Consider the following 24,054-nt stretch of genomic DNA (forward strand, 5'->3'; position numbering starts at 1 on the left):
TAAATAGCTCCCTAACCAAAGCAATGGAGTGTTTTTTTACGAAAAACCTCTTCCTGTAATCAGACTTAAATCATTTGATCAGGAATTAATATTTACAATTAAAAAAGGTTCCTTTCAGATAATTTGACCACTAAACCGACAATAAAAATGCCGTACCGATTTCACAATCAACTATATAAAGATCAGTTTTCACCTTTATTCAGAAATTCATCTGTAAAATGGGTCTTCGTCTTGGGCTGAGCGAATTTTTCACTGTTAACTTTCTGAGAATCACCACGCGGAATGGATAAAGAATCCCAATCTCCATCCTTCAGCATTTTACCCAAAAACACGATTTGACCAATGTGATATGGGTAATGTGCCAGCTGCCTGTTAATAGCTTCGGTGATAGAGTGCCCCTGATTCCTGATATAGACAAGCTGCTCAAAATTAGCTGCGTTGATCGTCTTCAAAGCTGTAAATAAACAGGTCCAGCCTTCATTCCATAACTGCATTAATGCTGCTCTGTCTTTAACATCATTATCAAATTCAGCTTCCCGGTTACGCCAGGCCTTTTCACCATCTATGGTCAGAAAATCTGTCCAGCGGGATAACATATTCCCGGATATATGTTTGACAATAATTGCTATACTATTACTTTGCGCATTAATTTGATAAAAAAGCTGTGCATCCGTGAGTTGTGCAAAAGTCTTTTCCCCAAGCATTCTATAGTATTCAAACTGTTTGAATGTACTTTCAAGATAGTTATCGATCATCATAAGGCCAGTGATATAAATATTGATATAAATGATTATTCAAATTTACAGCATACGCACCAGATTTAATAAACAAATAAGCGCTACGACTAAAAACCACAGATCCAATAAAATGGCGGATCTCATTTCTTTAACCTGTTTCATTAGTGCCAGAATCCTTGTAGTTTAATACTTCCGTTGAAATCATTGCGCAGTTTTAGGTGCGTGCGCAGCTGCATAGCTGTTGGAATATGACCAGCAATATAAATTGTTTCATTGCTTAAATCCTGTTCATTCAGCCAGGAAACCAGGGAAACATCCCTTTTATTCTCCTTGATCGGTTGCAGATAAGTATCAAAATATTCTGAGAATTCGCGGGCATGTGATTCCGTATCAAAACTGATCGCTCCATAAACTTCACCAATGCCCAGAGCCAATTGTTTCAGTGCCAGAAAATGACCGATACTGCTGCTGTCACCCAGACATAACAATTTACTATCAGCTACTGGTTTATGAAAAGTAGAGCCTATCCCGACGTATGATATAGTGTCCCCTCTTTTTAATCCCTTTACCCAATCACTGCCAGGCCCTGAATGCGCCGAATCTATGCAAAGTGTACAAGTTTCTGTTTCGGCGTCCCATAATGCCGGCGTATAATCACGGTAAGTATATTCGGAAACTTTAACTTTCATATGCTGGACTGAGGTCCATTTGTCCATATCTACCCCTGGCAGGTGTAAATCAATTTCAAAAAAAGTGGCTGGATTCCAAGCCCGCACTTCTAATACACATCCTTGTTTTAAAACGCGGCTTTCAAAAATTGATAAGACTTTCTTTTTGATAATATTCATAAGCTTTACTTTATACAAAAAAACGATAAAACAAAAGCTCATTCAAGAGACTATCCAAGGTTTAACTTGGATTATTCGCGGTAGTCTTTCCGAAATCTGACCGCCGAAATACCAGATACTTTGGTAAAAAGCCTGGAAAAATAAGCATGGTCATCATACCCCAGTGAAAACGCAATCTGCTTCACACTTAAATCGCTGTAATACAGCATCCTTTTAGCTTCAAGAATAATTTCCTGATGAATCCAGTAGCTGACAGGAAAACCAGTTACTGCTTTAACCACCTCATTCAGATAAGACAGCGAGAGCGAAAGCGTATCTGCATACTGACTTGGATTTTTAAGGGTTTTAAATTGACTGCTTACCAGTTTCCGGAATTCACTGGTAATAATTTCTGGTCTGAGGTTTTGTTTATCTTTTTCAGGATTGCTGGATTTATAAAGATCTGCAAAGATCCCTACATAAGCAGATGCCAGAGAATGAATCACAGTACCGGGCATCAGCGCCTGCTCAGCATCATCGAACATATCACACAAAAGCCCCGCACATTTCGCTAACTGATCCACTTTTTCAGTACTGATTGCCAGGGCTTGCTGATGTAATGCAAGCTCTTCAAAAATCTGCTGATAACTCTTGTCTACCAAAGAAGAGTCTATCGCCATAAACCAGCCTGCCGTTTCTTCAGATTCCGGCACATAATGCACTTGTCCGGGCAAAATAAAAAAAGCAGCACAACCACTGACCATGATCGTTTTGAAATCAATGTTCACCTTGCTATTTCCGTATTCCTGGATAATCAAAATATAATGATCATCCCTGTGTGCCCCCAGCTTTCGTATATCCTGCTTATTGAAGTTGACAAAATAACGAACCTGTATGCCCAGCGAAGTGCGCTCCTGTAACTTATGAACAGGTATAGAAGTCCGTTTATCTTTTGATTGTTTCACAATTAAAATTATAGAATTCAAAGATGATAAATTCTGACTGTATAATGCAAAAACCCCTGATATATCGCCAAAATCAGGATCAGCGATATATCAGGGGTTTTAAGCTGTTAAAAAAAGCTTATTCAGCTGCCTTTTTCGGGGCCTCAACAGCAGCAGTTACCGGAGCTGCATATTTATCATAAGATTTAACAACAAACCCCATTTTCTTTAAACCAGGAACAAATTTCTCCTGGTTACCCACAATAACGATTCTTGCATCATCATAACCAAAATACTTTTTACTCACCCGCAGAATATCATCGGCAGTAACCGCATTAATCTTTTGAAGATAAGTACGGTAGAAATCTTTCGGAAGATTGTTGATCAGGATATTGCTTGCAAAACCCGCAGTACGTGCCGGATTTTCCAACCCTAAAGCAAAAGACCCATTGTAAAGGTTTTTCGCATTTTGAAGATCATCAGCACTTACTTTTTCAGTACGCATCACCTGGATCTCTTTCAGGAATTCAACAACAGCACTGTCTACTTTTTCATTTCTCACAGCCGCATTTGCACGGAACTGTGACTGAAAACGACCCGAACCCGTAGAAGCATAAGCGCCGTAAGTAAAACCATGTTTCTCTCTCAGGTTTCTGAATAACTTCGCATCAGCACCACCGCCAAGAAGTTCATTGGCCAGTAAAACTGCATGATAATCAGGGCTGCTCATTGGCAGATCAATCAGATTGGTTACCGTAATTTCTGATTGTACCGCACTTGGCAAATCAATTACATCCACTTCAGTTTTTGAAGGATTGTTTACTTTAGCTAATACAGGAAGCGTTAAAGAGTTGCCTTTCCAGTCGCCTAATGCTTTAATCGCTATTGCTTTTGCTGCTTCAGGTTTTATATCACCTACAAAAGTAAGGTATCCTCTGGAAGGAGTCACATATTTACTATAAGCTGCTTTAACGTCATTTAAACTAAGCGCTTTAACGCTTTTTTCAGTTTCAAACTCTCCTAATGGATGGTTCAGACCATAAGTAAGCGCACTCACTACTCGTCCTGAAATAGACTTAGCGCTGCGTTCACTGGACTTTAAGTTCGTCAATGCCTGGGATCTTAATTTCTCAAAAGAAGCCTCCGGAAAAGAAGGATGACGCAAAGCATCAGCCATTAAAAGGAATGCACTATCAAAATAACGCGTTAATGCAGCCGTACGGCCACCAGTAGCAGAAAGACTTACATCTGCCCCTAACTGATCCACTGCTTCATCAAACTGAGCCTTGGTTTTCGTTGTCGTTCCCTCGTTCAGCAGTCCGCTCAGAAAAGCGATTGAACCCGCTTTCTCCCCTTCAGTAATCGGGCCTGCATCTATGCTGAAAGTAGCCGTTACTTTCGGCAGCTTATGGTTTTCAACAACCAAAACCGTAATTCCGTTAGGGAGTTTATAAATAACCGGATCAGCAAAAGTAAGTACAGGTGCTGGTCCTGGTTTTGGTTTCTGACTTCTATCTAATTTTTGCGCGACTACAGACTGTACAAACAGTGTGGCAAAGGCAAGTATGAATATTTTCTTCATTTTGTAATTTTAAGCTGGATTAGAAAGCGATTATTTCTTAGGTAAGTAATAAAGAACGACACGTTGGTTCTTATTTAAATATTTGCGGGCAACTTCCCTGATTTCTTCCCGTGTGATAGCTCTTACCTTATCTAATTCCTCGTTAATATCATTGGTATGTTTATCGTGGAAAGTATAACCATTCGCAAGGTTCTCAGAAAGACCGATCATTTTACTATTTGCACTGACATAGCCATTTTCGAACTGGTTCTGTAATTTAGAAAGTTCAGCCTCACTGATCAGATCAGTTTGTAAACGTACAACCTCAGCATCAATATCTTTCAAAAGATCATTCAGCGGTGTATTGTTATTCGGCAATGCCAGGGTAATATAAGCCCCATAATCTTCTAAAGAATAATTGAAAGCCGCAACCTGAATGGCAGTTTTCTTCTCATCCACCATTTTAGTGCTTAGTCTTGAACTGCCCCCGCCAGAAAGCAGGTTGCTGATCATTCCCAATACTTTACTATCCCGGCTTTTCATACCCGGTACGCGGTAAGCCGCAAATATTGCAGGGATCTGAATATTGGCATCGTAAGCAGTATCGATGATTTCTTTCTCTACAGGCTTCACCTGGTAAACTGTTTTTACAACCGGGGCACCCTTGGGAACCTCTTCAAAATATTTCTGTACCAGAGCTTTGGTCTGGTCCACATCAATATCACCAGCAATAGTTAACACCGCGTTATTCGGCACATAATACTTTTTAAAGAAAGCAATAAACTCACTTAATTTTGCAGCGTCCAGATGTTCCATTGAACCAATTGGCTGCCAGCGGTAAGGATGTCCCTGGAACAAACTGCTGAATATTTTTTCTGTGAACATTCCATAAGGCCTGTTATCGTAACTTAACCTTTTTTCTTCTTTAACTACTTCATTCTGGGTTTTAACCCCGATCTCATCTATTTTAGGATGCAGCATACGCTCACTCTCCAGCCATAGTCCTAATTCTAACTGATTAGAAGGAAATACTTCGTAATAGAAAGTTCTGTCCTGCGAAGTATTCGCATTATTTTGCCCTCCGTTACTGCTCACTGTTTTCATGAACTCTCCGCGTTTCATATTGTCACTGCCTTCAAACAAAAGGTGTTCAAAGAAATGTGCAAACCCAGTTCGCTTCGTATCTTCATCTTTTGAACCCACATGATACATCACAGAGACTGCAACTACCGGCGCTGTTTTGTCCTGGTGTAAGATGACGTGTAAGCCATTATCCATATCATACTCGGTAAACTTTACCTTTTGCGCCGAAGCACTCAGGAACAAGCCCGAAATGGCCATTGTTAATAGTAATTTTTGTTTCATATTTAAATTTGTCGATAATTTCTATGAGGTGAGGTTTTTTATAACTAAAACAGGTGAAACGCACGTTGGGGGTATACGATCTGATTAAAAATTACATACCCCTTCCCTATGACTATGGGAAACCAATAAAATTACAAAAAAGAATAAAAATAATATCAGGATTTTACTGGCGGGGTAACACAGCTGCAATTTTGCGAACCAGTTCTGACTCTACAAATGGCTTTCTGACTAAACCTGCAAACCCATTGGCCGAAACCTTCACCTTTTCCAGCTCAATTTCATTTCCTCCGATGACAATCACAGGAATTTTACTGACCGGACCTTCAGCAGCCCGCATGGCAGTCAGCAGCTCATACCCATCCATTTCCGGCATCTGAATATCAGTCAGTACCACTGTTACCGGGTTTTTACGCAGCAGAGCTAAAGCATCAGCTCCGTTTGAGGCCTGGTAGAATTTAACGTTCCATTTACTGGTCATCATTTTCAGGAACATTAAATTAAGCTCATTGTCATCAACGGCCAGGATACTGATGCCATTCAATAACAACAGCGGGTCATCAGTGGCAGGTTGAACAAGCCCGCTCTCCGCAGGCATCCCTTGCTGATAAGGAATATAAAACCGGAACGTACTGCCTTCCCCGGCCTTACTTTGTACACTGATCTCCCCCTTTTGCAGCTCGACCATTTGTTTGCAAATATATAAACCAAGGCCAGTACCTGTTTTTCCTTTGGCAGAATTAGTTTGATAGTATTTAGAGAACAAGTTGGTTTGCTGTTCCTGGCTAATTCCCATTCCAGTATCGGTAATGCTAACTTCCAGCCTGGTTTGCTGCTTCGCTATGTTCAACTTTGCATGCACGGTAATGCTGCCCGTATTGGTATATTTAATCGCATTGCTCAGCAAATTGACCATGATCTGTTTCAACCTGAAACTGTCACCCAACAAGACCAGCTGTTTATCTCCTTCAAAATTATAATGGATTGCCAGTTTCTTTTTAGTGGCACTGAATTCCATGCTCTCGATGACTTCTTTCAAGGCAAAATCGGCATTAAAAGGCTCAGGATTGATCTTGAACTCATTATTCTCCATTTTTGCTGCGTCTAAAGTATCATTCAGCGTGAGCAGCAGCATATCAGAAGATAAGGTAATGGAGCCCAGCATTTCTGTTTGCCGCGGAGAAAGGCTTGTGCGGCTAAAGATATAAAGGAAGCCCTTTATTGCCGTTAATGGATTTCGGATCTCATGGCTCATATGGAGCAATAAATCCATCTTTTGCTGTGCGATAGTTACAGCGCGGTCATTTTCCTGACGCAGGTCTACTTCTGATTTATCCAGCTTAATAATAAATATGATCAATAATATAGCAAATACCAGGACCAGGAAAAGTGCAGCAAGGTAAAACTTGTTCAATAAAGCAGTAGTTTCCTGGTAACTTTTAAAAGCCATTTCCTTGAATTCAGCTACTATACTATAATTGATCTCCTTTACGCCATTGATAATACGCTCCATTTCATTATTGATCCGGATATTCAGGGTAATCAGTTCTTTTTGCGCAGTTAATAGTTTTTCATTGCGCTCTTGTAATTGTTTAATACCTTTTGCATAAGCTCTTTTATCATTTCCTGCAATTTTCATTGTCACAGAATCAATAGAACCACTGGTACGGTTATGGTTAATTTCAATTACCCCGGTTTTTGGTACATTCGTATTAGAGATCGCATCTTTCAACCTGCTAAAGAGTCCTTTCTTTTGAACTTCTACTTCTTTACGGATCGTGTCCGTTTGATTTTTAGTTATCTTCTTATTTGCATGTACAATGGTGCGGATACCCGGCAAATTCTGATTATTCAGGTTAAAGTCAGTATAGGCAGTCAGCAGAGAATCAAAATTATGTTTGAGCGTATAAAGGTTTTCGGATAGTTTTAGCTTTTTATGATACCAAAACCTGACTTTATTACGCTGTATGGCAGAAAGGCCTGCAGTATCGGTATTTTCTTTGAGCAGTGAATCGATCTCATCAAAAGCCTGTGATAATTTTACTTTGTAGGCATTACTTTTAGTGCTGTCAGTGCTTAAAAGGGATTCCTGAAAATCATCCTCAGCCTGATGAAGTAATAATAAAGCCCGTTGTGGTTTCGATTGATCACGCTCTATATCATAGGCGAATTTCGAAAGGTTTTCTAATTTATGCGTGATAGAATAACGTACAAATAAAGCCGCTATAGCCAGAACAATAACCCCTGCTAAGAAGGCAAGAATAATTTTTCTCGATAGAAATTTAGTGTATGTAGGTTTCAAATCGTAAATGTTTCATTCAATAGAAGGTCAAAAATACCATTATTTTCTCACCCATCGTCTATATTTACAATACGAGATAAAAACCCATGCGGTTTACGTATCACACAGGGGTTGTTCAGTTTACAGATAAATCTTCAATTCCAATATCATGCGCTGATGAATTTCCATCAGTTGTATCAGGTAGCGGCCAACTCCGGATTCCTGAAGCTCATTTCCAAAGTATACAGCTCTCTTTCGCAAGCGGATGATTAAACCTTCATGTTCTTCCAGCAATTCATGAATAACCTCCAGGCCATCAATATTAAGCCCGCATTGCTCAGCCAGATGCTCCAGCTCTAAAAATATTTCCAGTGTAACCGGGATATTGTAACCCGTAGAGTGGATATGTTCGGCAATACTGTCCATCGTAGTTTCCAGTAGCTCATACTGCTCTTTAAAAAGCATTAACTTCCGGTAAAGATCATTGTCATCAAGATTCTCGTGGGCATTCTTTGTTTTAGTATACAGCAAAAACTCATCTGCCAATACTAAATTCAGCATTTTTGCTACTTTGGCCGAGTTATTTTCTATAATTCCGATAATTGGTTCCATATAATTTAATTGTAAAAATGAGCTGATCAGCAGTTAAAATCTATAAGCAAGACCAGAGGTGATCAGCCCTCTGTATCCCCAGCCCAATTCAGCAAAACCAGCCAAACTGCCATTGCCCAGCCGCATTGCCAAAGGATTGACCTGGTAAAGAAATTTATTGACGTGATTACCTGTAAATAAGCCATACCCGGCACCAGCTGAACCATAAAACTCTACTGTTCTGCCACGTGAATATGTAAAATCAATACTCCCTGCAATATTGTACTCTCTGAGGTGACTATCCTGATACATTCCACTATGGTACCCAAAATCAGCACCGCCCCTTATTTCTTCATTCAACAGATAACGATAGCCCAAAACAGTCAATATAGAGAGATTTGAATTCCCTCTTACGAAACTTTCAGACAGGCGTAAACTATTTAACCTTCCGGATTTGCGGGCTTGCGCTTTAAGCTCACAGGTAATCCCGGATAAAATAAGGAGTGTAACAATAGTGGCAATTTTTCTTCTAAGCATCGGGTATGATTTATTTTCCTTTCCTGTTAGACGGCCAGAATCACAAATACCCCCATGTTATATTTTAAATTAATTTATCTTTGCCCATTGCAAGCCAAGACCAGGCGTTAATATATGCACATACAAGAGCCATTATATTCAGATTTTCAAAAGTTATTCCGCTTGCATTACAAGACATTATGTACGCATGCGTATAAATACCTGGCCGACAGTGATGAAAGTCAGGATGCTGTACAAGAAGTATTTGTGAAATTCTGGGAAATAAAGCAGGATATGGTGAATGATAAAAACGCTTTATATTACCTGATTACTGCAGTACGCAATAATTGTATCTCCAGGCTGAGAAAAAAAGTGCATACCCTGTCCATGGAGGATGAAACCGTTGCCAATAAAATAAGTGATACCCCATTAGAAGAACAAGAAGAAGCTAAAGAAAACACAGATATACAATCGCTTATTGAGGAAGCATTCGCACTGCTTCCACCAAAATGCGGTGCGATCTTCAGGATGAGCCGGATGGACAAGCTCACTTATCAGCAAATCGCTACCGAATTAGGGATCTCCATTAAAACAGTTGAAAATCAAATGGGTAAAGCGATCAGTATCATGCGGGAATTTGCCCGTACACACTATATTCCCCTTTCTATTTTGCTTTCATTAATTTATTTTCTGGAACATAGGGGTATTTTAAATTTTTACGTTTAATCTTTGTTTAACAGCGACCATGCAAAATCAAGATATTAATTCTCTTCTGGCCAAACACTTCAACGATGAGCTTCTTCCTGAGCAAAAAATAGCTGTGGAAGAATGGATCAAATCCAATCCGCTGGAATATGGCCGTTTGAAATCATTAATAGCAAAAGCTGAACAGGCTGATTACAACCCTGATTGCAACTTAGACAATGCCTGGCAAAATATAGATGCTCAAATCAAAGGACAGCAGACCAAAACAGTTAAATTGATTAAAACCGGCAGTCAGCGTACCTGGTGGATGTCTATTGCTGCCTCATTATTCCTGGTGACCAGCTTTGCACTGATTTATTACAGCTCTTATTATAACCCTTTAATCACAGTCAGCTCAGGTAATCTGGCCAATAAGCAGGTTACACTCGCAGATGGTTCCCTGGTCACTTTGAATGCAAACAGTACCTTAAAATATTTTAAACTGCTCTCAGGAGATCAAAGAGAAGTAAGACTTGAAGGAGAAGCTTTCTTTGAAGTTACCAAAAATCCGGAAAGACCTTTCATTATTGCAGCTGGAAAAGGACAAGTCAGCGTATTAGGGACATCCTTTAATGTCAATACCAACCAGGCACAGGTAGAAGTTACCGTAAGAACCGGAAAAGTAAAACTGAGCAGCACCGAAAAACGTGGCCTTGCTGTTATACTTTTACCAGGCAACAAAGGAACATTACATAACAATCAGCTTCAAAAAGATACCGTGCTGTCTGGAAATGAGTATGCGTGGAAAACAGGCATGCTGGTTTTTAGAAAAGAGCGGTTATCCAGCCTGGTCAAAGTACTTGAAAACACCTATCACAGAAAAATTATATTGGATAATAATGCTGCATCCTGCGCGGTGACAGCAACTTTTAAAAACCAGACTTTAGAAAGTGTATTAGAAGAGTTAAAACTCATTCTTAAGTTTAATTACGAGGTTAAAAAAGATTATATATTAATCCATAATTTAGCCTGTGAGAATGATAACAGGGAATAAAATCTATTTTTTCCTATTTTTAATTCTGGTCCCTGTTTTTCTAAATGCACAGAACCGGACCGGGCTATTAAACACGCCCATAAAAATTACACACAGAAAAGGATTAATCTCTTCCTTTCTAAGCCAGGTTGAGCAAACTGGTATCCTGTTAACTTATAATCCTGATAATATCAGGATGAACCGAAAGATAACTTTATCCAGCCGGATCAAAACCGTTGGAGAATTACTGGAAGAAGTTTTACGTGCAGAATCTATCCAAATTAAAGAATATGAGGGTAAAATACTGCTGATCAGCAACCCCAGGCTCATTACCCTGAGCGGGTTCATCAAAGAAGAGGGCAGTGCTGAGGTGATTATCGGTGCCAATATAACAGAGACTGAAAGTCAGAGTATTGCCGTAACCAATGGTTTTGGTTTTTATAGTATCAGTCTGGAAAAAGGGGATTATGAATTAACAATTACCCATACAGGCTACGCACCGGTTATCCTAAAGGTTAATTTGAATGGAGAGAGTATCCGAAAGGATATTTTCCTGAAATCCGGCGTGGACCTTCCTGAATTAGTAGTGACAAAAAGTAACGAATCCAGGAATAATTTAAATGTAGGCGGTGACCATGTGGATCTGGAAGCTGCGAACAAGCTCCCCTCCTTTCTTGGAGAGAAAGATGTAATCCGGGCCATTCAATTATACCCTGGTGTTTCAGGGAACACAGGCGGCTCGGTCAGTATGTTTGTAAGAGGCGGAAATGCAGATCAGAACCTGGTGACCCTGGATGATATTTCCATTTATAACATCAATCATTTTAACGGGATGTTTTCCATCTTTAATCCCGATGTACTCAAAAGTGTAGACTTTTACCGGAGCGATTTCCCTTCAAAATATGGCGGCCGTCTTTCCTCAGTACTGAACGTGCGTTCCAAAGATGGTAATATGGAAAAATACCATGGACATAGCACCATTGGTTTATTGTTTGCATCTACTGGCCTTGAAGGGCCTATTATTAAAGACAAAGCTTCTTTTTCATTGAATACCAGGAGAAGCTGGCTGGATTTATTAGGCGCAAAAGCATTGGAGGATGCCGGACTTTACTATTATTTTCTAGACCTGAACCTGAAGCTCAATTATATCGCAAACCCCAATAACAGGTTTTACATCAGTACTTATTTAGGAAATGACTCTTACCGGCAGAAATTAGACTTTAGTGATGAAAGTAATGATTCTTTCAGGTCTACCCTGAAATGGGGAAACAGGCTCGTCGCTTTCAGGTGGAATAGTATTTTAAGTCCCCGCCTCTTTAAAAATACAACGGCTACTTTTAGTCAGTACAGAAATAGCCTGGATGCTAACCTGGTTTCTTCGCTGGTTGGGTTGCCAAAAAGGGTTTATACCACAGTGAAAGATTATGGATTAAAAAGTGATTTTAATTATTATTTAAGGCCGGATCTTAAACTAAACTTCGGAGCAGGTGTAAGTATGAACTCATTTATCTTTCCCGTGGGTTTAAGCACTGAGGAAAGCATCACTATCAATACCCTTAATTTTGACGCTTATATCGAAGATGAAGTTAAAATTGGCTCACATGCTGAATTCACGGCTGGCTGGCACTATACAGGATTTAAAAATGGCAATACCATTTATCATACCCTGCAACCAAGGATCAGGTTTTCTTATCGTTTGGGCGATAACCAGGTCATTACGGCTTCTTATTCCAGAATGGCTCAGTTTATACATCAGTTTACGACCAATGGCCTTTCAGTTCCAACAGAATTCAGGATTCCAAGCAGTAAAAACATTAAACCAGAGACTTCTGAAATCTTAAATCTTTCTTACCGCCTGCAAGCTGGAAAAACAAGCACTTTTACTGTCGAAGCGTATTTAAAAAATATGGATAATTTGCTTGCCCTTGGAGCGGGACAGGATATAGCCAATGGTTATTTCGCCAGAAAAATTGAAGACCGGCTGGCCTCAGGAAGAGGAAATAGTAAGGGCATAGAATTTAGTTATGTGCAGCAACTGAACTGGCTGAGATTTCAAATGGCCTATACCCTATCCAAAACAACCGGCCAGTTTAAAGCACTTAACCTGGGACAGAGTTTTCCTTTAGATCAGGATTTAAGACATAACTTTAACCTTGCAGTGAATGCCTCTTTAGGAAAAAGGCTGGAAATATCTGCCCTGTGGACCTACATTACCGGCCGGCATGTCACCGTACCACAGACTACCCATAAAAGCATAGACGATGTTCTGGGTTCTGCTTCCAGCCCTGATACTTATGTAATTTCAGGATTAAACAATTACACGCTTGCCCAAAATTATAAACTTGACCTGGGTTTAAATCTTACCCGTAAGTTTAGTAACGGACATCAAAGAATCTGGACATTAGGGATGTATAATGCGATTGCGAACTCTTCCTCAGCCTATTTATTTGTATCAGTCAACAGTCAGTCCAACAAAGTAAATATCCTGGAAGAAGCCAAGTTAAAATTAATTCCCTATTTTACTTTCACCTATAAATTTTAGCCATGTCCATTTACAGGAAAATAGATCTTCTGGCCCTGCTCTTTTTAGTCGTCTTCAGTGGATGTGAAAAAGAAACCAACATAGACATTTCCGGCAAAACGCCTCAATTGGTTGTTCTTGGAGAATTTAACCAGGCAGATGATGCGTTAATCAACCTGAGCACATCCGTTTTCTCTGCTGCCGCGGGGGGATTCCCCAATGTTGAAGATGCGCAGGTCAGTCTTCTGGACCAGAATAATAATTTAATAGAAAAATATCTTTACCAGGGAAAAGGGAATTATACGGGCAAAAAGGCTGTCACTGGTCAAAATTACAAGTTATCTATTACTTATCAAGGAAAAACACACCGGGCAGAAACGACTATTCCTCCGGCTTTTCAACTTAATCTGCTGGATCAGGATTCAACCTCGATGAATGTAAAAATTACAGACCTCAATACTGAACCTAATTATTACACCTTTGAACTTAGGGCGAGAACTTATACTATAGAAAGATATTACCTGGAAAATGGACAAAAGATAAAAGTTAATTCAGAAGCTGAGTTTACAGAATTATTGAAAACCCATCCTGGCTTAACCCTTAAACGAGACACTGCTTTCGACGCAAAATCTAACAGATTAATTATTGCTACCGATGATGCCAGAACTGAAAATGTAAGATTCAATGTTTTAAAAGATCATTCCGGAAGGATTTTCTTAACCGATAAAACATTTAATGGAAATCAAACAACGTTGGAAATCTACTATGACCAGAGTATACTGAAGACTGAAAATACGCAGTATACTTTAATTGTAAAGTCTACCTCTGCTGCCTATTTTGATTATTTATACAGTATTGATTTACAGGCTGCCAAAAGTATTGCAGGTGTACTGGATGTTCCTGTTAAAGGAAACGTAACTGATGCTTTTGGAATCTGGGGAGCGGCCTATATCCAGAAAATTATCCTCAAAAACTAAAAGCCATGTTCGAGCTGCTGCATAAAAATATAGCAAAACACATTCAGCTGACTACCGGAGAGTTTGAACAGTTTTGTGCAAACTTTCATCTTCGTAAATTCAAAAAAAAGGAATTTATGTTACGTGCGGGAGAAATATGCAGGTATGAAGGTTTTGTGACCAGAGGATGTTTTAAGGTTTATTATTTGGATGAAAATGGCTCTGAGCAAATCATTTATTTTGCTGTAGAGGATTGGTGGGCCACTGATATTGATAGTTTCACGAACCAGGTGCCTGCTATTCTAAATATTGAAGCCTTAGAAGATTGTGAAGTATTATGTATTAATAAACCCGATAAGGATCTTTTATACCAGCAATTGCCCCAGGTGGAAAAATTGTTCCGGATCATGAACCAAAGGACGCTGGTTTCTTTTCAACGCCGGGTGATTTCCTCTATCGGTAAGACAGCCGAAAACCGTTATCTGGAATTTACAGAGAAATATCCTCAGCTGCAAACGCGGTTAACGCAACTGCAAATTGCCGCCTACCTGGGGATTACGCACGAATTTTTAAATAAAATCCGAAAAAAGCTTTCACATTGAACTAGTTCAATTTTTCGGAAAAAAGGGCGCTGTACTTTTGTTGAATAAAAAATAGCAAAATGAAGAAAGCAATCTTAAATCTTGGTGTAACCTGCCTGGTTACTATTTGTGGTATTCCTACCGTATCTGCTCAAAAGCAAAACCACACTAATAGTGCATTAATTATCATTGATGTGCAAAATGATTATTTCCCTGGCGGTCGGATGACCCTATCCGGTGCAAATGAAGCGGCCGAAAACACCAGGCTGTTACTAGAGAAAAGCAGGAAGATCAACATGCCGGTTATCCATATCCAGCATATTGCCACACAAGAAGGTGCCACCTTCTTTTTACCTGGTACAACAGGCGCGCTGATCCATCCTGATGTGGCCCCGGTAAAAAATGAGAAATTAATTGTGAAACACTATCCTAATAGCTTCCGTGAAACAGATTTACTGGAATACCTTAAAAGTAAAAACATTAAAAACCTCGTATTTGCAGGCATGATGACCCATGTTTGTATTGATGCCACTGTTAAAGCAGCTAAAGATTTCGGTTTTAACTGCGAGGTGATTGCAGATGCCACAGCGACAAGAGATCTGGAAGTAAATGGGCAGCATGTTAAAGCTGAAGAAGTACAAAAAGCTTTGTTAGGAGCACTTAATTTTTATTATGCAGAGATCAGTTCCACTCAGGACTTTCTGAAACGGCATTAAAAAGTTTTTAAAGGCTTAAAAAATAATCACTGAATTATCAAATATAAATGCTTTTAGCCATAAAAAGTTGAATTACAGTCATTTATTATGCCAATAATTAGCGGTTATTTTTTTATACTTGGTAAATAAAAAGCTAATTATATTAACCTAAAAGGATGACTATGGGATCAGAAAAAACCGTCTACAGCAATTTAAGCGATGCGATGTTACTTAAACATTTAAAAAAAAGTGACCGTATGGCTTTAACAGAAATTTTTGAACGGTATTGGAAGAAAATCTATAATGAGTCTTATAAAAGAATAAAGAATTTTGTACTCGTTGAGTCCATTACAGAAAGTGTTTTTGTAAGTCTTTGGGAAGAAAGAGAAAACAAGAAAGCACAAAGATTACTTACTTATTTGTTATCAACAATGCGTTTTCATATCCTGAAATTGATCAGTGAAGGCAAAATTGAGCCCCGTTTTGATCAGGGTTCAAACCCTTTAATATTAACTGCTATCCATACCGGGCTTAATTAAAAAGAAGATTCCGGTTGAATGACAAACGCAAGCAGGAAAGCTGGTGAAATTAGTATTTCACCAGCTTTCTTATTCAAAACTTATTGAGGCGTAAATTTAAAAGAATGAATAATCATTTCTACTTCCTGACCATTTACAGGCGCATGGCCGCTAAACAACCATAAATTCATATGTACAGGAAGTGCTTCTGTACTTACAGGAAAACCAGCAGGAGTCTGGTGCGCATAAAAAGCGTTTGCTTCATTTTGCGTATGTCCATGATAACTTTTATAAGCGACCTGCTGGCTGGTACGTGTAAATTTATAAGTGCTGTAAGTACCATTTAAAGCCAGTTCGTAAGTTTTAGAATCTCTTGTTCCGGTGTCACCATAAGCAGGATATACTGTATAGTTGAAATTAGGCCACTGGCTATTTCCCCACCTGGCAAATTCAATATCTACCTCATGATGCCCGTCATCCCCGGCTTTGTAATTAAACAGGCCGAATACCAGGTTTGGATCTAACTGATCCGGGCGGCCTTCGATTTGCCAGACATAGGAACCGTAACCAAAATTCTGCTGGGAGTAGATCTCCGCACAATTCCATCTGCCGGTTGCCGGATCTTTTTTAACTTTTAAATGGAGGAATCCCTGCGCGTCTACCCAGACACCGCTCCCTGACCAATAGTTCGGGCCCGGGCCGACTGTGGTATTACCCACATCCTTGACATTCCAGGTAATGCCGCTAAATACGATGGTACTAACTGCAGCAACCTCTTTTTTGTCTGTTTGCTGCGCCGCATTGTCAGCAATAGCCTGATCTTTTTTACAAGAAATAGTCAGCATCGCGATGAGCGCGATAAAATACATGTTTTTCATAAGTATATATTTGATTTTAATGGTTATGAAGCTATCATGATTTTATATTCATTTCGTTGTGTGAGCTGAAAAATCATGATGGTTTCATATTTGTTTGTTTTTGGTAGGTTATTGTTTACTATAAACATCTAACCTACTGACAATTAGAAAAACAAACAGGGGTAATGAAATCAGAAATATATTTCAGGATGTACAATTATCTTTTCAGGGCGCATAAACCATTTTATAATAAAGGCCTCCGGGCTCTTCCAGCTGTTTCCCTTTTTTCACGAAACCCATTTTCTCGAACCAGCTGACCAAAGGAAGCGATGAATGCACATAAAAGACTTCCGGTTTCAAGGCATTGATGGCTTGAATTAAAGCTTTTCCTACCCCCATGCCCCGGTACTGCTCCAATACGGCCAGCCCTTCGATCTTGTTTCCTGTTTTAGTTTTCCGGTAACTGCAGGTTCCTGCAGGCAGATCATGTACAGTAGCCAGAAAATGAGAAGATTCAGCTGCTGTGGAAGCAGTAAACAACTGATCCCCGTCTGTTTCCCTTAGAATAGACTTCAATATAGCACCCGAAGTTTTCAATCCCCCGACCGTTAATACAGGCTGTACTTCTATTTCAAAAGGCTCAGAACTACGCTCCGCCTTTTCTTTTTTTAGCGCATCTACCAAAACCAGTGCCCGCTCCAAAAAACCCTTCTTGCGCAGTTGCTCTTCTGACTCATTTAATGCTTTCAGCAAGCTATTTTCATTCTCAGTGAGTTCCGATAAAACTTTGACCATGACTTCCCATACTGGTTTCATCTGTTCAATCAGTTCCCAGGCCTTACCCGTTAAAATAATCAGCCGTTTTCGCTCATCGGTTTTGTCGCGTAAAGAGCTGATCAGCTTTTGCTGTTCCAGTTCTTTCAACAGACTAATTGTGGAAGGGTGCGCATAGCCAATTTCTGCTGCAAGCTCCAGGATACTCAAAGGAGATTTGAACTGCAGCGTATAGATGACAGGAAACCATTTCGGTTCGAACTCAATTCCAAAAGCTTTATACAACAATAACCCATCCTTACGGAATTGTTCACTTAAGCGTTGTAAACGTGTTGAAATGGCTAATATGCCAGATTCATCTATTAGATTAACAGTTTCTTTATTTGTCATCATCCAGGTGTAAAACAAAAAAGTGAGTGTCCAGTTTCATTAAAGGCATACTCGCTGGTAAGTTCGCTTTTTCTATAGGGACGAAACCATTCCGCTCATAAAATCTGATTGCTGCCTGTAATTTCTCTACCGTTCCCAAATAGATCGCATTAATTCCTTTTTCGCGGGCATAAGCAATTAAGGTTATCAGCAGTTTTTGTGCAATCCCCTTCTCTTTACCCCTGTGCTCTTTATGAACAAACATTTTACGGATTACCCCAATCCCCTCACCTATATTAATTAAAGCAATAGAACCGATCACCTGATCCTGATGTTTCGCAACCCAGAACTCACCTCCCGGTGCTTTGTAAAACTGATCTATCTCGCTCAGATCGGGCTGATCTGCAGCAGTGATTGGAATATTGAATTCTTGTTGTTGAATAGTAAGGATTAAGTCTATGATTTGTTCAGTTTCTGCAACTGTTGAGGTGGTAATTTCAAATTGTGTTTCCATCGCTTTATAGTATATAAGTGTAAAAGTACGTAGTCAACTACATAAATACAAATAATTATCAAATAATTGCATTTGAATCATAATTAAGGCAAATAGCAGCCGGAATTATATTCAGGAACCTGTCATAAAATTCCATAAAAAAGGGGCAGATGTTTTCATCTGCCCCTCTCTGAAAGCTGGATGGCTATAAAAAAGCCGGATAATTATGTGGTTAATGCTTCTTATTGATATACTTATTAAAGTAACCACACTCATTTAATACTTCCTGGTAATATTTAGTCTGGCTGTACTGTGCTTTCAGCTCTGAAAAATACTTACCAACAGGTATTTTACTGAAATCAAATTGCCATGAATACTGCTTCTCTTTAATGGCGTTATTATATTGCACATTGTAGATCTCATTGCGCTCACATTTAGCTGCCATGTAAGTATATTTTGCTTTTAACTCTTTGGTCTTCGCATTGGCACGGGCCAAAAGATAATACTTCTCTGCAATTTTACTATCAGTCACTATCTTTCTATAAGGCACCGGGATACTAAAAGGAGAATCCCCGTAACTCTCGGTTACTGAAGCAGAATAGTAAAATACACGGGCATTGCCATAATGCGTAATGTTATAATAAGCATTACCCAGCAGCGCTGCATTTCTGGAAACGTCTTTACCTGCAACCAGATCTCCTTTAATTGTCTTTAAAGCCTCAATAAAGCTCAACACGGTAAAATGTTTTTTATCCTTATCTGCCAGATGATCACAATCGTGACAATCCTGGATTTTTATATTGAAAGGATTAGCCATCAGTTCAGTTCTGTTCACCGTATCTGCCTGTTTCATCAGGACAATAGCTTCATCCAGTTTCTCCTGGTAAACCAGTAACATAGCTTGTAAATAACTCAGCTGCCCAACATTGATCGAATAATAATTCAGCATAGCGAGCTCAAAAGGAGTTTTATTCTTTTTGTTTAACAGCGATTTCGCAGCTTCTATCCTTTCATTGCTATTGTAAAATGCCAATTCCGGAGTAAAAAAATAGGCTTTCAATACATCGCCTTGTTTTTTATACTGAGCAGATAAAATCGTCATACTTTGAGCGATTGCACTGTTATAACGAAGGCTGGTAATAGATTTTTTATTCTTGCTTAAACTATTCAGCCAGTTTAAAGGCTCCACCATTTCTGCTTCAGTTTTCGCATCGATATGTTTCAGCGTTTTCAAATAAAGCAGCCAGTTCAGCACTTTATACTGTGCCATCACCAGGGTATCATTAACCGGTAACTGTTTCCTGCCTTTGGTATAAAATGTTTTGGCCAGCGCATAATTACCTGAAAGCGAATTCAGATAACCTGCAGCAAGGTTCCAGTAATAAGGTTTTGAAGTTTTCTCCTCAATGGCAATTTTACCGACTAAAGTCCTTTCAGCTGCTGTGGCCATTCTTTTCGCCTGGCTGGAGGCACTGGTGTCTTTTGATGCCTGTCCTTGTGCTTCTCTGATATTGACCAGCCTGCTTAACAGAAGATCAAGCTTTTCAGCCTTAGGATCAATAGTATAGATTTCTTTAATTGCACGCGCTTCATCCCTGCTGCTACCTAACATATGCCATAAAGTGATTTTCTCGCCTCCATTTTTGGCCAGCGCCAAAGTTTGCTTCCAGTCGTTTTCATTCTGAGGATGAAAACTCCATCTGCTGGGAATTTTCATTTCAAAAGAGTAATTATAACATAAACTGTACAGATAGTTTGCCTGTGCAAATTCTCCCTTTTGATAATAATAACCAGCTAAATATCCCAATGCACGGTAATACATCATATTTTTGGGAAAAGCTGCTTCTTCTTTGGCAAAATAAGCCGGAAGCGGTATATCAATTTTCGGCACATTTGCAGCATACTGTCTTTGCTTGAAGTAGTAATAACGTACCATCTGGAACCATAAACGCTCTTTGATAAAAGGATCTTTCTCCTGGTCAACGGCTTTTAGTAAAGTATTTTCCAAATCTGCAGGTACTTCTTTTACAGGAGTTTTTTCATAACTCCAGTAATCACCAGGTCCTACGGCATAAACCTCACATTCTTTAGCCAGAAGCAAATAGTCAAAAAAAGCATTGACTTTCTTTTTACTCGCTTTTGTGTTTTTCAGCTCAGGTAAACCTGTGGGTAATACATCCAGCTTTCCTTTGTAATAACGGGCAGCAGAATCAATATTTCCGGCACTCGCTTTAATAAGCAGTGTTTTCAGTGCGGCAGTATCTACCTGGTTCTCAAACCAGGAATTCCATTCACTAACCACCAGTTGATTATAACGGGTGTTGCTATCGTCCAGATTATATCCGTTATAATAACTGATTTCGCTGGTAAAGAAAAAAGGAGTATAAGCACTGCTTACAAAAGCTTCCGGTGCAAAACTGGAATTTTCATAATCATCATAATAGCCCCCGTCACCACAGGCGACTACAATACCTGCTACCGCAATGGAGCAGACACTAAAAATGAGCAGAAACTTCTTTGATATCTTTTGCTTCAAGCGCTGAAGCAGCGACGGTTGATAATTCATAGTATATTATATTTCTATTTTCAAGATGTGCAAGGTGTTTTGATAATTGTTTAGCAGCCAGGTTCAGCTGTTTAGTGTCTACATTTTCGAGTTTAAATAAATCATTCTCTTTGATATAAAGGCCTGACAAATAAAAGCTTTTATTCGCTTTATAAACCTTTGACTGCGCGATCTGCTGAAAGTTATTCCGGTCTGATAATTCTTTCAGCCCTATCTTTCCATAAAGCTGGATAACCTTACCTTCTCTGATTTGTATGGTCCAGGAGAACAGCGGCAATGCAATATCCAGTGGCAATTGATAAGTAGGCAGATAGCTGATATATTTAGAGGCATCCGTTGGGTTGTAGATAGAATTACGCTGTTTCAGATTGGCGGAAATCTTACCCATGTTATAAAACATCAATAAGCCCTTATCAACCGGGGGTATACCTGTCCGGTCGGCATATTTGATCTGGTGCAGCCGGATAGTCGCTTCCAATTGCTTTTTGTTCAGCTGCTTAAATGCTTCCAGGAAAGCAAAATACCTGTTTTTAGTACCCGTAGTCCAGTCGCAGTCAATCTGTACCCATTGATAAGTGATTTTATTCTGTACCGTAATTTCATTGATTAATTTATTGACTTTTTCAGCCAATGGCACAAGCTGATCAGGAGTTAGCTTTTCGAACGTTTTGTTGGTGATATAAATGACCGGGACAATATGAAATTGACGAATATCCTGATTGATACTGATCACTGCATTAGGCCGCACATCCTTTTGCTGCTCATCCCAGATCACATCAAACAAGCGAAGATACAGCTGATCACCAGCCCCATCCTTTAAAAGTGCAGTCTGCGCTTTATCTAATAGAAAAGTGGTTTTCCAATAATAAAAAGCAGAAGCAGCCGTGGATTTTTCTTCTTTACAGCCTGTGATGGAACTAGTAATGAACCCCATCAAAATTAATCCGGATAAAAACACTTTTTGACGCATAACAGCAAATTAATATTTTATTCCCAAATACGATTTAAGAATGCGGCAAAGGTAGACAAATCTCGTTTCCTTTTCATTAGGAGAAGATTTTATCCGATTAAAAGCCTGTAAAGATCAGCAGATGAGAGAGGAAAAAGAATAAACACAAAGGGGAATAAAAGAGGCCATCGTATCTTGCGAAATCAGATGATTTGTACTTCTTCATCAATCCGACATAATGAAAATCACCAATTGCGCGTACAAGAAAGATTAGTCCGATCAAAAGAATTCCATATTTTTGGAATAAAGGGTTTAATGTCAAAATTGGTGCAAACTGAATACTGAGATTACCTAGTGCAAAAATCAATAGCCCGATCGCTACAATTAAAGTAGAAAGAACGCTGGGCACGAATAATTTCTGACCTGATTTACCTGTTGGTACAGCCAGATCTTTTCCCCATACCCCGCCAAATGCCCAGTATATATGCAGCAATGACAAAATAATAAAAAGGAGTGAGTTCAGTGAAGTCAATAAAATAAGCATGCCCAAAACTACAGTTTTTTGAGCATGCCCGAAAAAAGAAAAAGGCATATTTTGAACCCATTTTTGCAGGGGTACTGTAGGGGTACAACCCTTCTTCAACATTACTTCAACCTGTACCACAACCTAGCCACGACCCTTGCCTGGATCTTATACTTCAATGCAGATAACCAATTCTTCCAATTTAACTATTCATGCTATAGTTTATAATAAAATAAACTTCATATAAAACTGATTATAAGTAGTTTAAAAAAAAACTAAGCAGCTTGCGCTACAGACTGCGCTGCTGTTTTCTTATTGATATTTGCAATAATCAGCATAATCACTACTGACAGTGCAATCAGAATCAAATAGCTATAGCTCAGGTTTGTTTCATCTTTTGCAGGTACAACATTTACAATTCCATAACTTAAGAAGGAAACGATTACATAAGTAATCCCCCCGGTCAAACCACCGGCAATACCTGCATTCTTAGGGAATTTCCCTAAACAGAAGGTGAAATAGTTATTAAAAGTATAACCTGCGCCTACGTGGATAATAAAGGCAAAGAAGAGCATCGAGTATAAGTTGCTGATAAAGTTAAGGCTGATAATCATAATGGTTACAAAGGCCACCTGCAGACCAACATTAATAGCAAGTCTTCTAAAAAAGGGCTTATTAATTGTTGCTTTACCGATAAATCCGCCGACCATCCATGCAAAACCTAAAAACAGGGAGCTGTAACCTGCAATAATCGGTGACAGTTTTAAATGATGTTCGATGATGAACGGCCCCGTCATGTTATAAGTCATGACCATACAGTAAGCCAGGCCAAGCATTACAATACCCAATGAAAAACTTGCAGTTTTGATCATCGTGGTATAGATATTTAAAATATTACGGAAACGGAACTCGGTAAAGTGCACCAGGCTTTCGCCGCTATAGATCAGTTCCAGCACGAGCAGTACGAGTGCGAAACCTCCTAAAAAATAAAAGTTAGATTCCCAGCCGAAAGCTGCTTGTAAATAACCACCTATAAAAGGGGCCACAATTGGGCCTGTAGACCAGATAATAGAGAAAAGACTTAAATAGTGTTTGAGTTTATCTCCTGAAAATACATCGACAAAGTAAGCACGTTTGGCTACGATAATTGCACCAACAGTTAGCCCGTGGATGATCCGCATGAGGTAGATCAGGTAAATATTGTGTGTGGTTGCAATCGTGAAACTTGCAAGCGCGAAAATCACCAGGGAAACCAGGGAAATCTTGTAACGCCCAAAGCTATCCAGCACGCTCCCGATAAAGAGCTGGGAAACACCATAACTGATCAGAAAGATACTTAAGGTAAGCTGCACCTGGATACTGCTTACGTTCATCTCCCCCGCCATTGTAGGCAAAGACGGAATATAAATATCAGTTGCAAAGCCAGATAAAGGTAGTAGTGCAAAAGCTAACAGGGTGGCTATTCCCTGGTGTTGATCTTTAATAGCTTTCGATTTGGAGGTAATCGTTATCATAATGCTACAAAATTACCACTTTAGCAACTCTTGCAATTACAATAATCAAATAAATGATTACACATTTCAATGATGATATATTAAATTGATAGTAAAAATATAACTCAGGGTGTCATTATCAATGAATACGGGTTATTTACGGCATTTATAAATATTACACAATTCAAACAAAATTAGCTAAAGACAGCAAGAATACTGTCTT

22 protein-coding genes are annotated in these 24,054 nt (G+C 39.2%); 7 read left to right on the top strand and 15 right to left on the bottom strand.

Annotated features, from left to right (window positions below):
- Positions 1-182: 182 nt before the first annotated feature.
- From LY11_RS09345 to LY11_RS09380, 8 genes are all read right to left on the bottom strand, one after another.
- Entirely contained in the window at positions 183-758 is a 576-nt protein-coding gene (locus LY11_RS09345; protein WP_170132661.1) for a DUF1572 family protein, read from the bottom strand.
- A 140-nt stretch (positions 759-898) separates the two neighbouring features.
- A complete protein-coding gene (locus tag LY11_RS09350; RefSeq protein WP_111633447.1) occupies positions 899-1,585 on the bottom strand; it encodes a ferredoxin reductase domain-containing protein in 687 nt (228 codons plus the stop codon).
- Positions 1,586-1,656: 71 nt separating this feature from the next.
- Complete coding sequence (locus LY11_RS09355; protein WP_146610825.1) at positions 1,657-2,529, bottom strand: AraC family transcriptional regulator; 873 nt, start codon at positions 2,527-2,529, stop codon at positions 1,657-1,659.
- A 118-nt stretch (positions 2,530-2,647) separates the two neighbouring features.
- Positions 2,648-4,090 carry a M16 family metallopeptidase gene (locus LY11_RS09360; protein WP_111633449.1) on the bottom strand — a complete coding sequence of 481 codons (1,443 nt, stop codon included), beginning with the start codon at positions 4,088-4,090 and terminating at the stop codon, positions 2,648-2,650.
- A 30-nt stretch (positions 4,091-4,120) separates the two neighbouring features.
- Positions 4,121-5,434 carry a M16 family metallopeptidase gene (locus tag LY11_RS09365; RefSeq protein WP_111633450.1) on the bottom strand — a complete coding sequence of 438 codons (1,314 nt, stop codon included), beginning with the start codon at positions 5,432-5,434 and terminating at the stop codon, positions 4,121-4,123.
- A gap of 163 nt (positions 5,435-5,597) precedes the next feature.
- Positions 5,598-7,733, bottom strand: coding sequence for a hybrid sensor histidine kinase/response regulator (locus LY11_RS09370; RefSeq protein WP_111633451.1), 2,136 nt, complete (start codon positions 7,731-7,733; stop codon positions 5,598-5,600).
- Between the two features lie 120 nt (positions 7,734-7,853).
- Positions 7,854-8,324 (bottom strand): Dps family protein, encoded by a 471-nt coding sequence (locus LY11_RS09375; protein WP_111633452.1) that lies wholly within the window; start codon positions 8,322-8,324, stop codon positions 7,854-7,856.
- 33 nt (positions 8,325-8,357) lie between these two features.
- Positions 8,358-8,840, bottom strand: coding sequence for a hypothetical protein (locus LY11_RS09380; RefSeq protein ID WP_111633453.1), 483 nt, complete (start codon positions 8,838-8,840; stop codon positions 8,358-8,360).
- A 114-nt stretch (positions 8,841-8,954) separates the two neighbouring features.
- On the opposite strand from LY11_RS09380, the gene LY11_RS09385 reads away from it, so the two are divergent.
- The 7 genes from LY11_RS09385 (at position 8,955) to LY11_RS09415 (ending at position 15,828) form a co-directional block, all read left to right on the top strand.
- Positions 8,955-9,545, top strand: a complete 591-nt coding sequence (locus LY11_RS09385; RefSeq protein WP_111633454.1) for an RNA polymerase sigma-70 factor — start codon at positions 8,955-8,957, stop codon at positions 9,543-9,545.
- Between the two features lie 19 nt (positions 9,546-9,564).
- Positions 9,565-10,557, top strand: a complete 993-nt coding sequence (locus LY11_RS09390) for a FecR family protein (RefSeq protein WP_111633455.1) — start codon at positions 9,565-9,567, stop codon at positions 10,555-10,557.
- Entirely contained in the window at positions 10,541-13,078 is a 2,538-nt protein-coding gene (locus LY11_RS09395; protein ID WP_111633456.1) for a TonB-dependent receptor, read from the top strand. The genes LY11_RS09390 and LY11_RS09395 overlap by 17 nt, the downstream gene beginning before the upstream one ends.
- Positions 13,079-13,080: 2 nt before the next feature.
- Entirely contained in the window at positions 13,081-14,034 is a 954-nt protein-coding gene (locus LY11_RS09400; protein WP_111633457.1) for a DUF4249 family protein, read from the top strand.
- Between the two features lie 5 nt (positions 14,035-14,039).
- The gene (locus LY11_RS09405) at positions 14,040-14,615 is read left to right on the top strand and encodes a Crp/Fnr family transcriptional regulator (protein WP_111633458.1); all 576 of its coding nucleotides are present in this window, start codon (positions 14,040-14,042) and stop codon (positions 14,613-14,615) included.
- Positions 14,616-14,674: 59 nt separating this feature from the next.
- Positions 14,675-15,310: a cysteine hydrolase family protein gene (locus tag LY11_RS09410; protein WP_111633459.1), complete on the top strand. Its 636-nt coding sequence runs from the start codon at positions 14,675-14,677 to the stop codon at positions 15,308-15,310.
- 161 nt (positions 15,311-15,471) lie between these two features.
- The gene (locus tag LY11_RS09415; protein WP_111633460.1) at positions 15,472-15,828 is read left to right on the top strand and encodes an RNA polymerase sigma factor; all 357 of its coding nucleotides are present in this window, start codon (positions 15,472-15,474) and stop codon (positions 15,826-15,828) included.
- 80 nt (positions 15,829-15,908) lie between these two features.
- Here LY11_RS09415 and LY11_RS09420 read toward each other — a convergent pair whose 3' ends face one another.
- From LY11_RS09420 to LY11_RS09450, 7 genes are all read right to left on the bottom strand, one after another.
- Positions 15,909-16,685, bottom strand: a complete 777-nt coding sequence (locus LY11_RS09420; protein ID WP_111633461.1) for a glycoside hydrolase family 16 protein — start codon at positions 16,683-16,685, stop codon at positions 15,909-15,911.
- A 204-nt stretch (positions 16,686-16,889) separates the two neighbouring features.
- Complete coding sequence (locus LY11_RS09425; protein ID WP_146610826.1) at positions 16,890-17,831, bottom strand: bifunctional helix-turn-helix transcriptional regulator/GNAT family N-acetyltransferase; 942 nt, start codon at positions 17,829-17,831, stop codon at positions 16,890-16,892.
- The gene (locus LY11_RS09430) at positions 17,818-18,321 is read right to left on the bottom strand and encodes a GNAT family N-acetyltransferase (RefSeq protein ID WP_111633463.1); all 504 of its coding nucleotides are present in this window, start codon (positions 18,319-18,321) and stop codon (positions 17,818-17,820) included. The genes LY11_RS09425 and LY11_RS09430 overlap by 14 nt, the downstream gene beginning before the upstream one ends.
- A gap of 211 nt (positions 18,322-18,532) precedes the next feature.
- On the bottom strand, positions 18,533-20,866 hold the full coding sequence (locus LY11_RS09435; RefSeq protein WP_111633464.1) for a hypothetical protein: 2,334 nt from the start codon (positions 20,864-20,866) through the stop codon (positions 18,533-18,535).
- Entirely contained in the window at positions 20,796-21,836 is a 1,041-nt protein-coding gene (locus LY11_RS09440) for a hypothetical protein (protein ID WP_245952691.1), read from the bottom strand. Before LY11_RS09440 ends, LY11_RS09435 begins: the two co-directional genes overlap by 71 nt.
- 97 nt (positions 21,837-21,933) lie before the next feature.
- Entirely contained in the window at positions 21,934-22,407 is a 474-nt protein-coding gene (locus LY11_RS09445; RefSeq protein WP_170132662.1) for a DUF3995 domain-containing protein, read from the bottom strand.
- 206 nt (positions 22,408-22,613) lie between these two features.
- Positions 22,614-23,852 (bottom strand): MFS transporter, encoded by a 1,239-nt coding sequence (locus LY11_RS09450; protein ID WP_111633466.1) that lies wholly within the window; start codon positions 23,850-23,852, stop codon positions 22,614-22,616.
- Positions 23,853-24,054: the final 202 nt, after the last annotated feature.

The sequence above is a fragment of the Pedobacter cryoconitis genome, from assembly GCF_003259615.1.
In the GTDB taxonomy this organism is placed as follows: domain Bacteria; phylum Bacteroidota; class Bacteroidia; order Sphingobacteriales; family Sphingobacteriaceae; genus Pedobacter; species Pedobacter cryoconitis.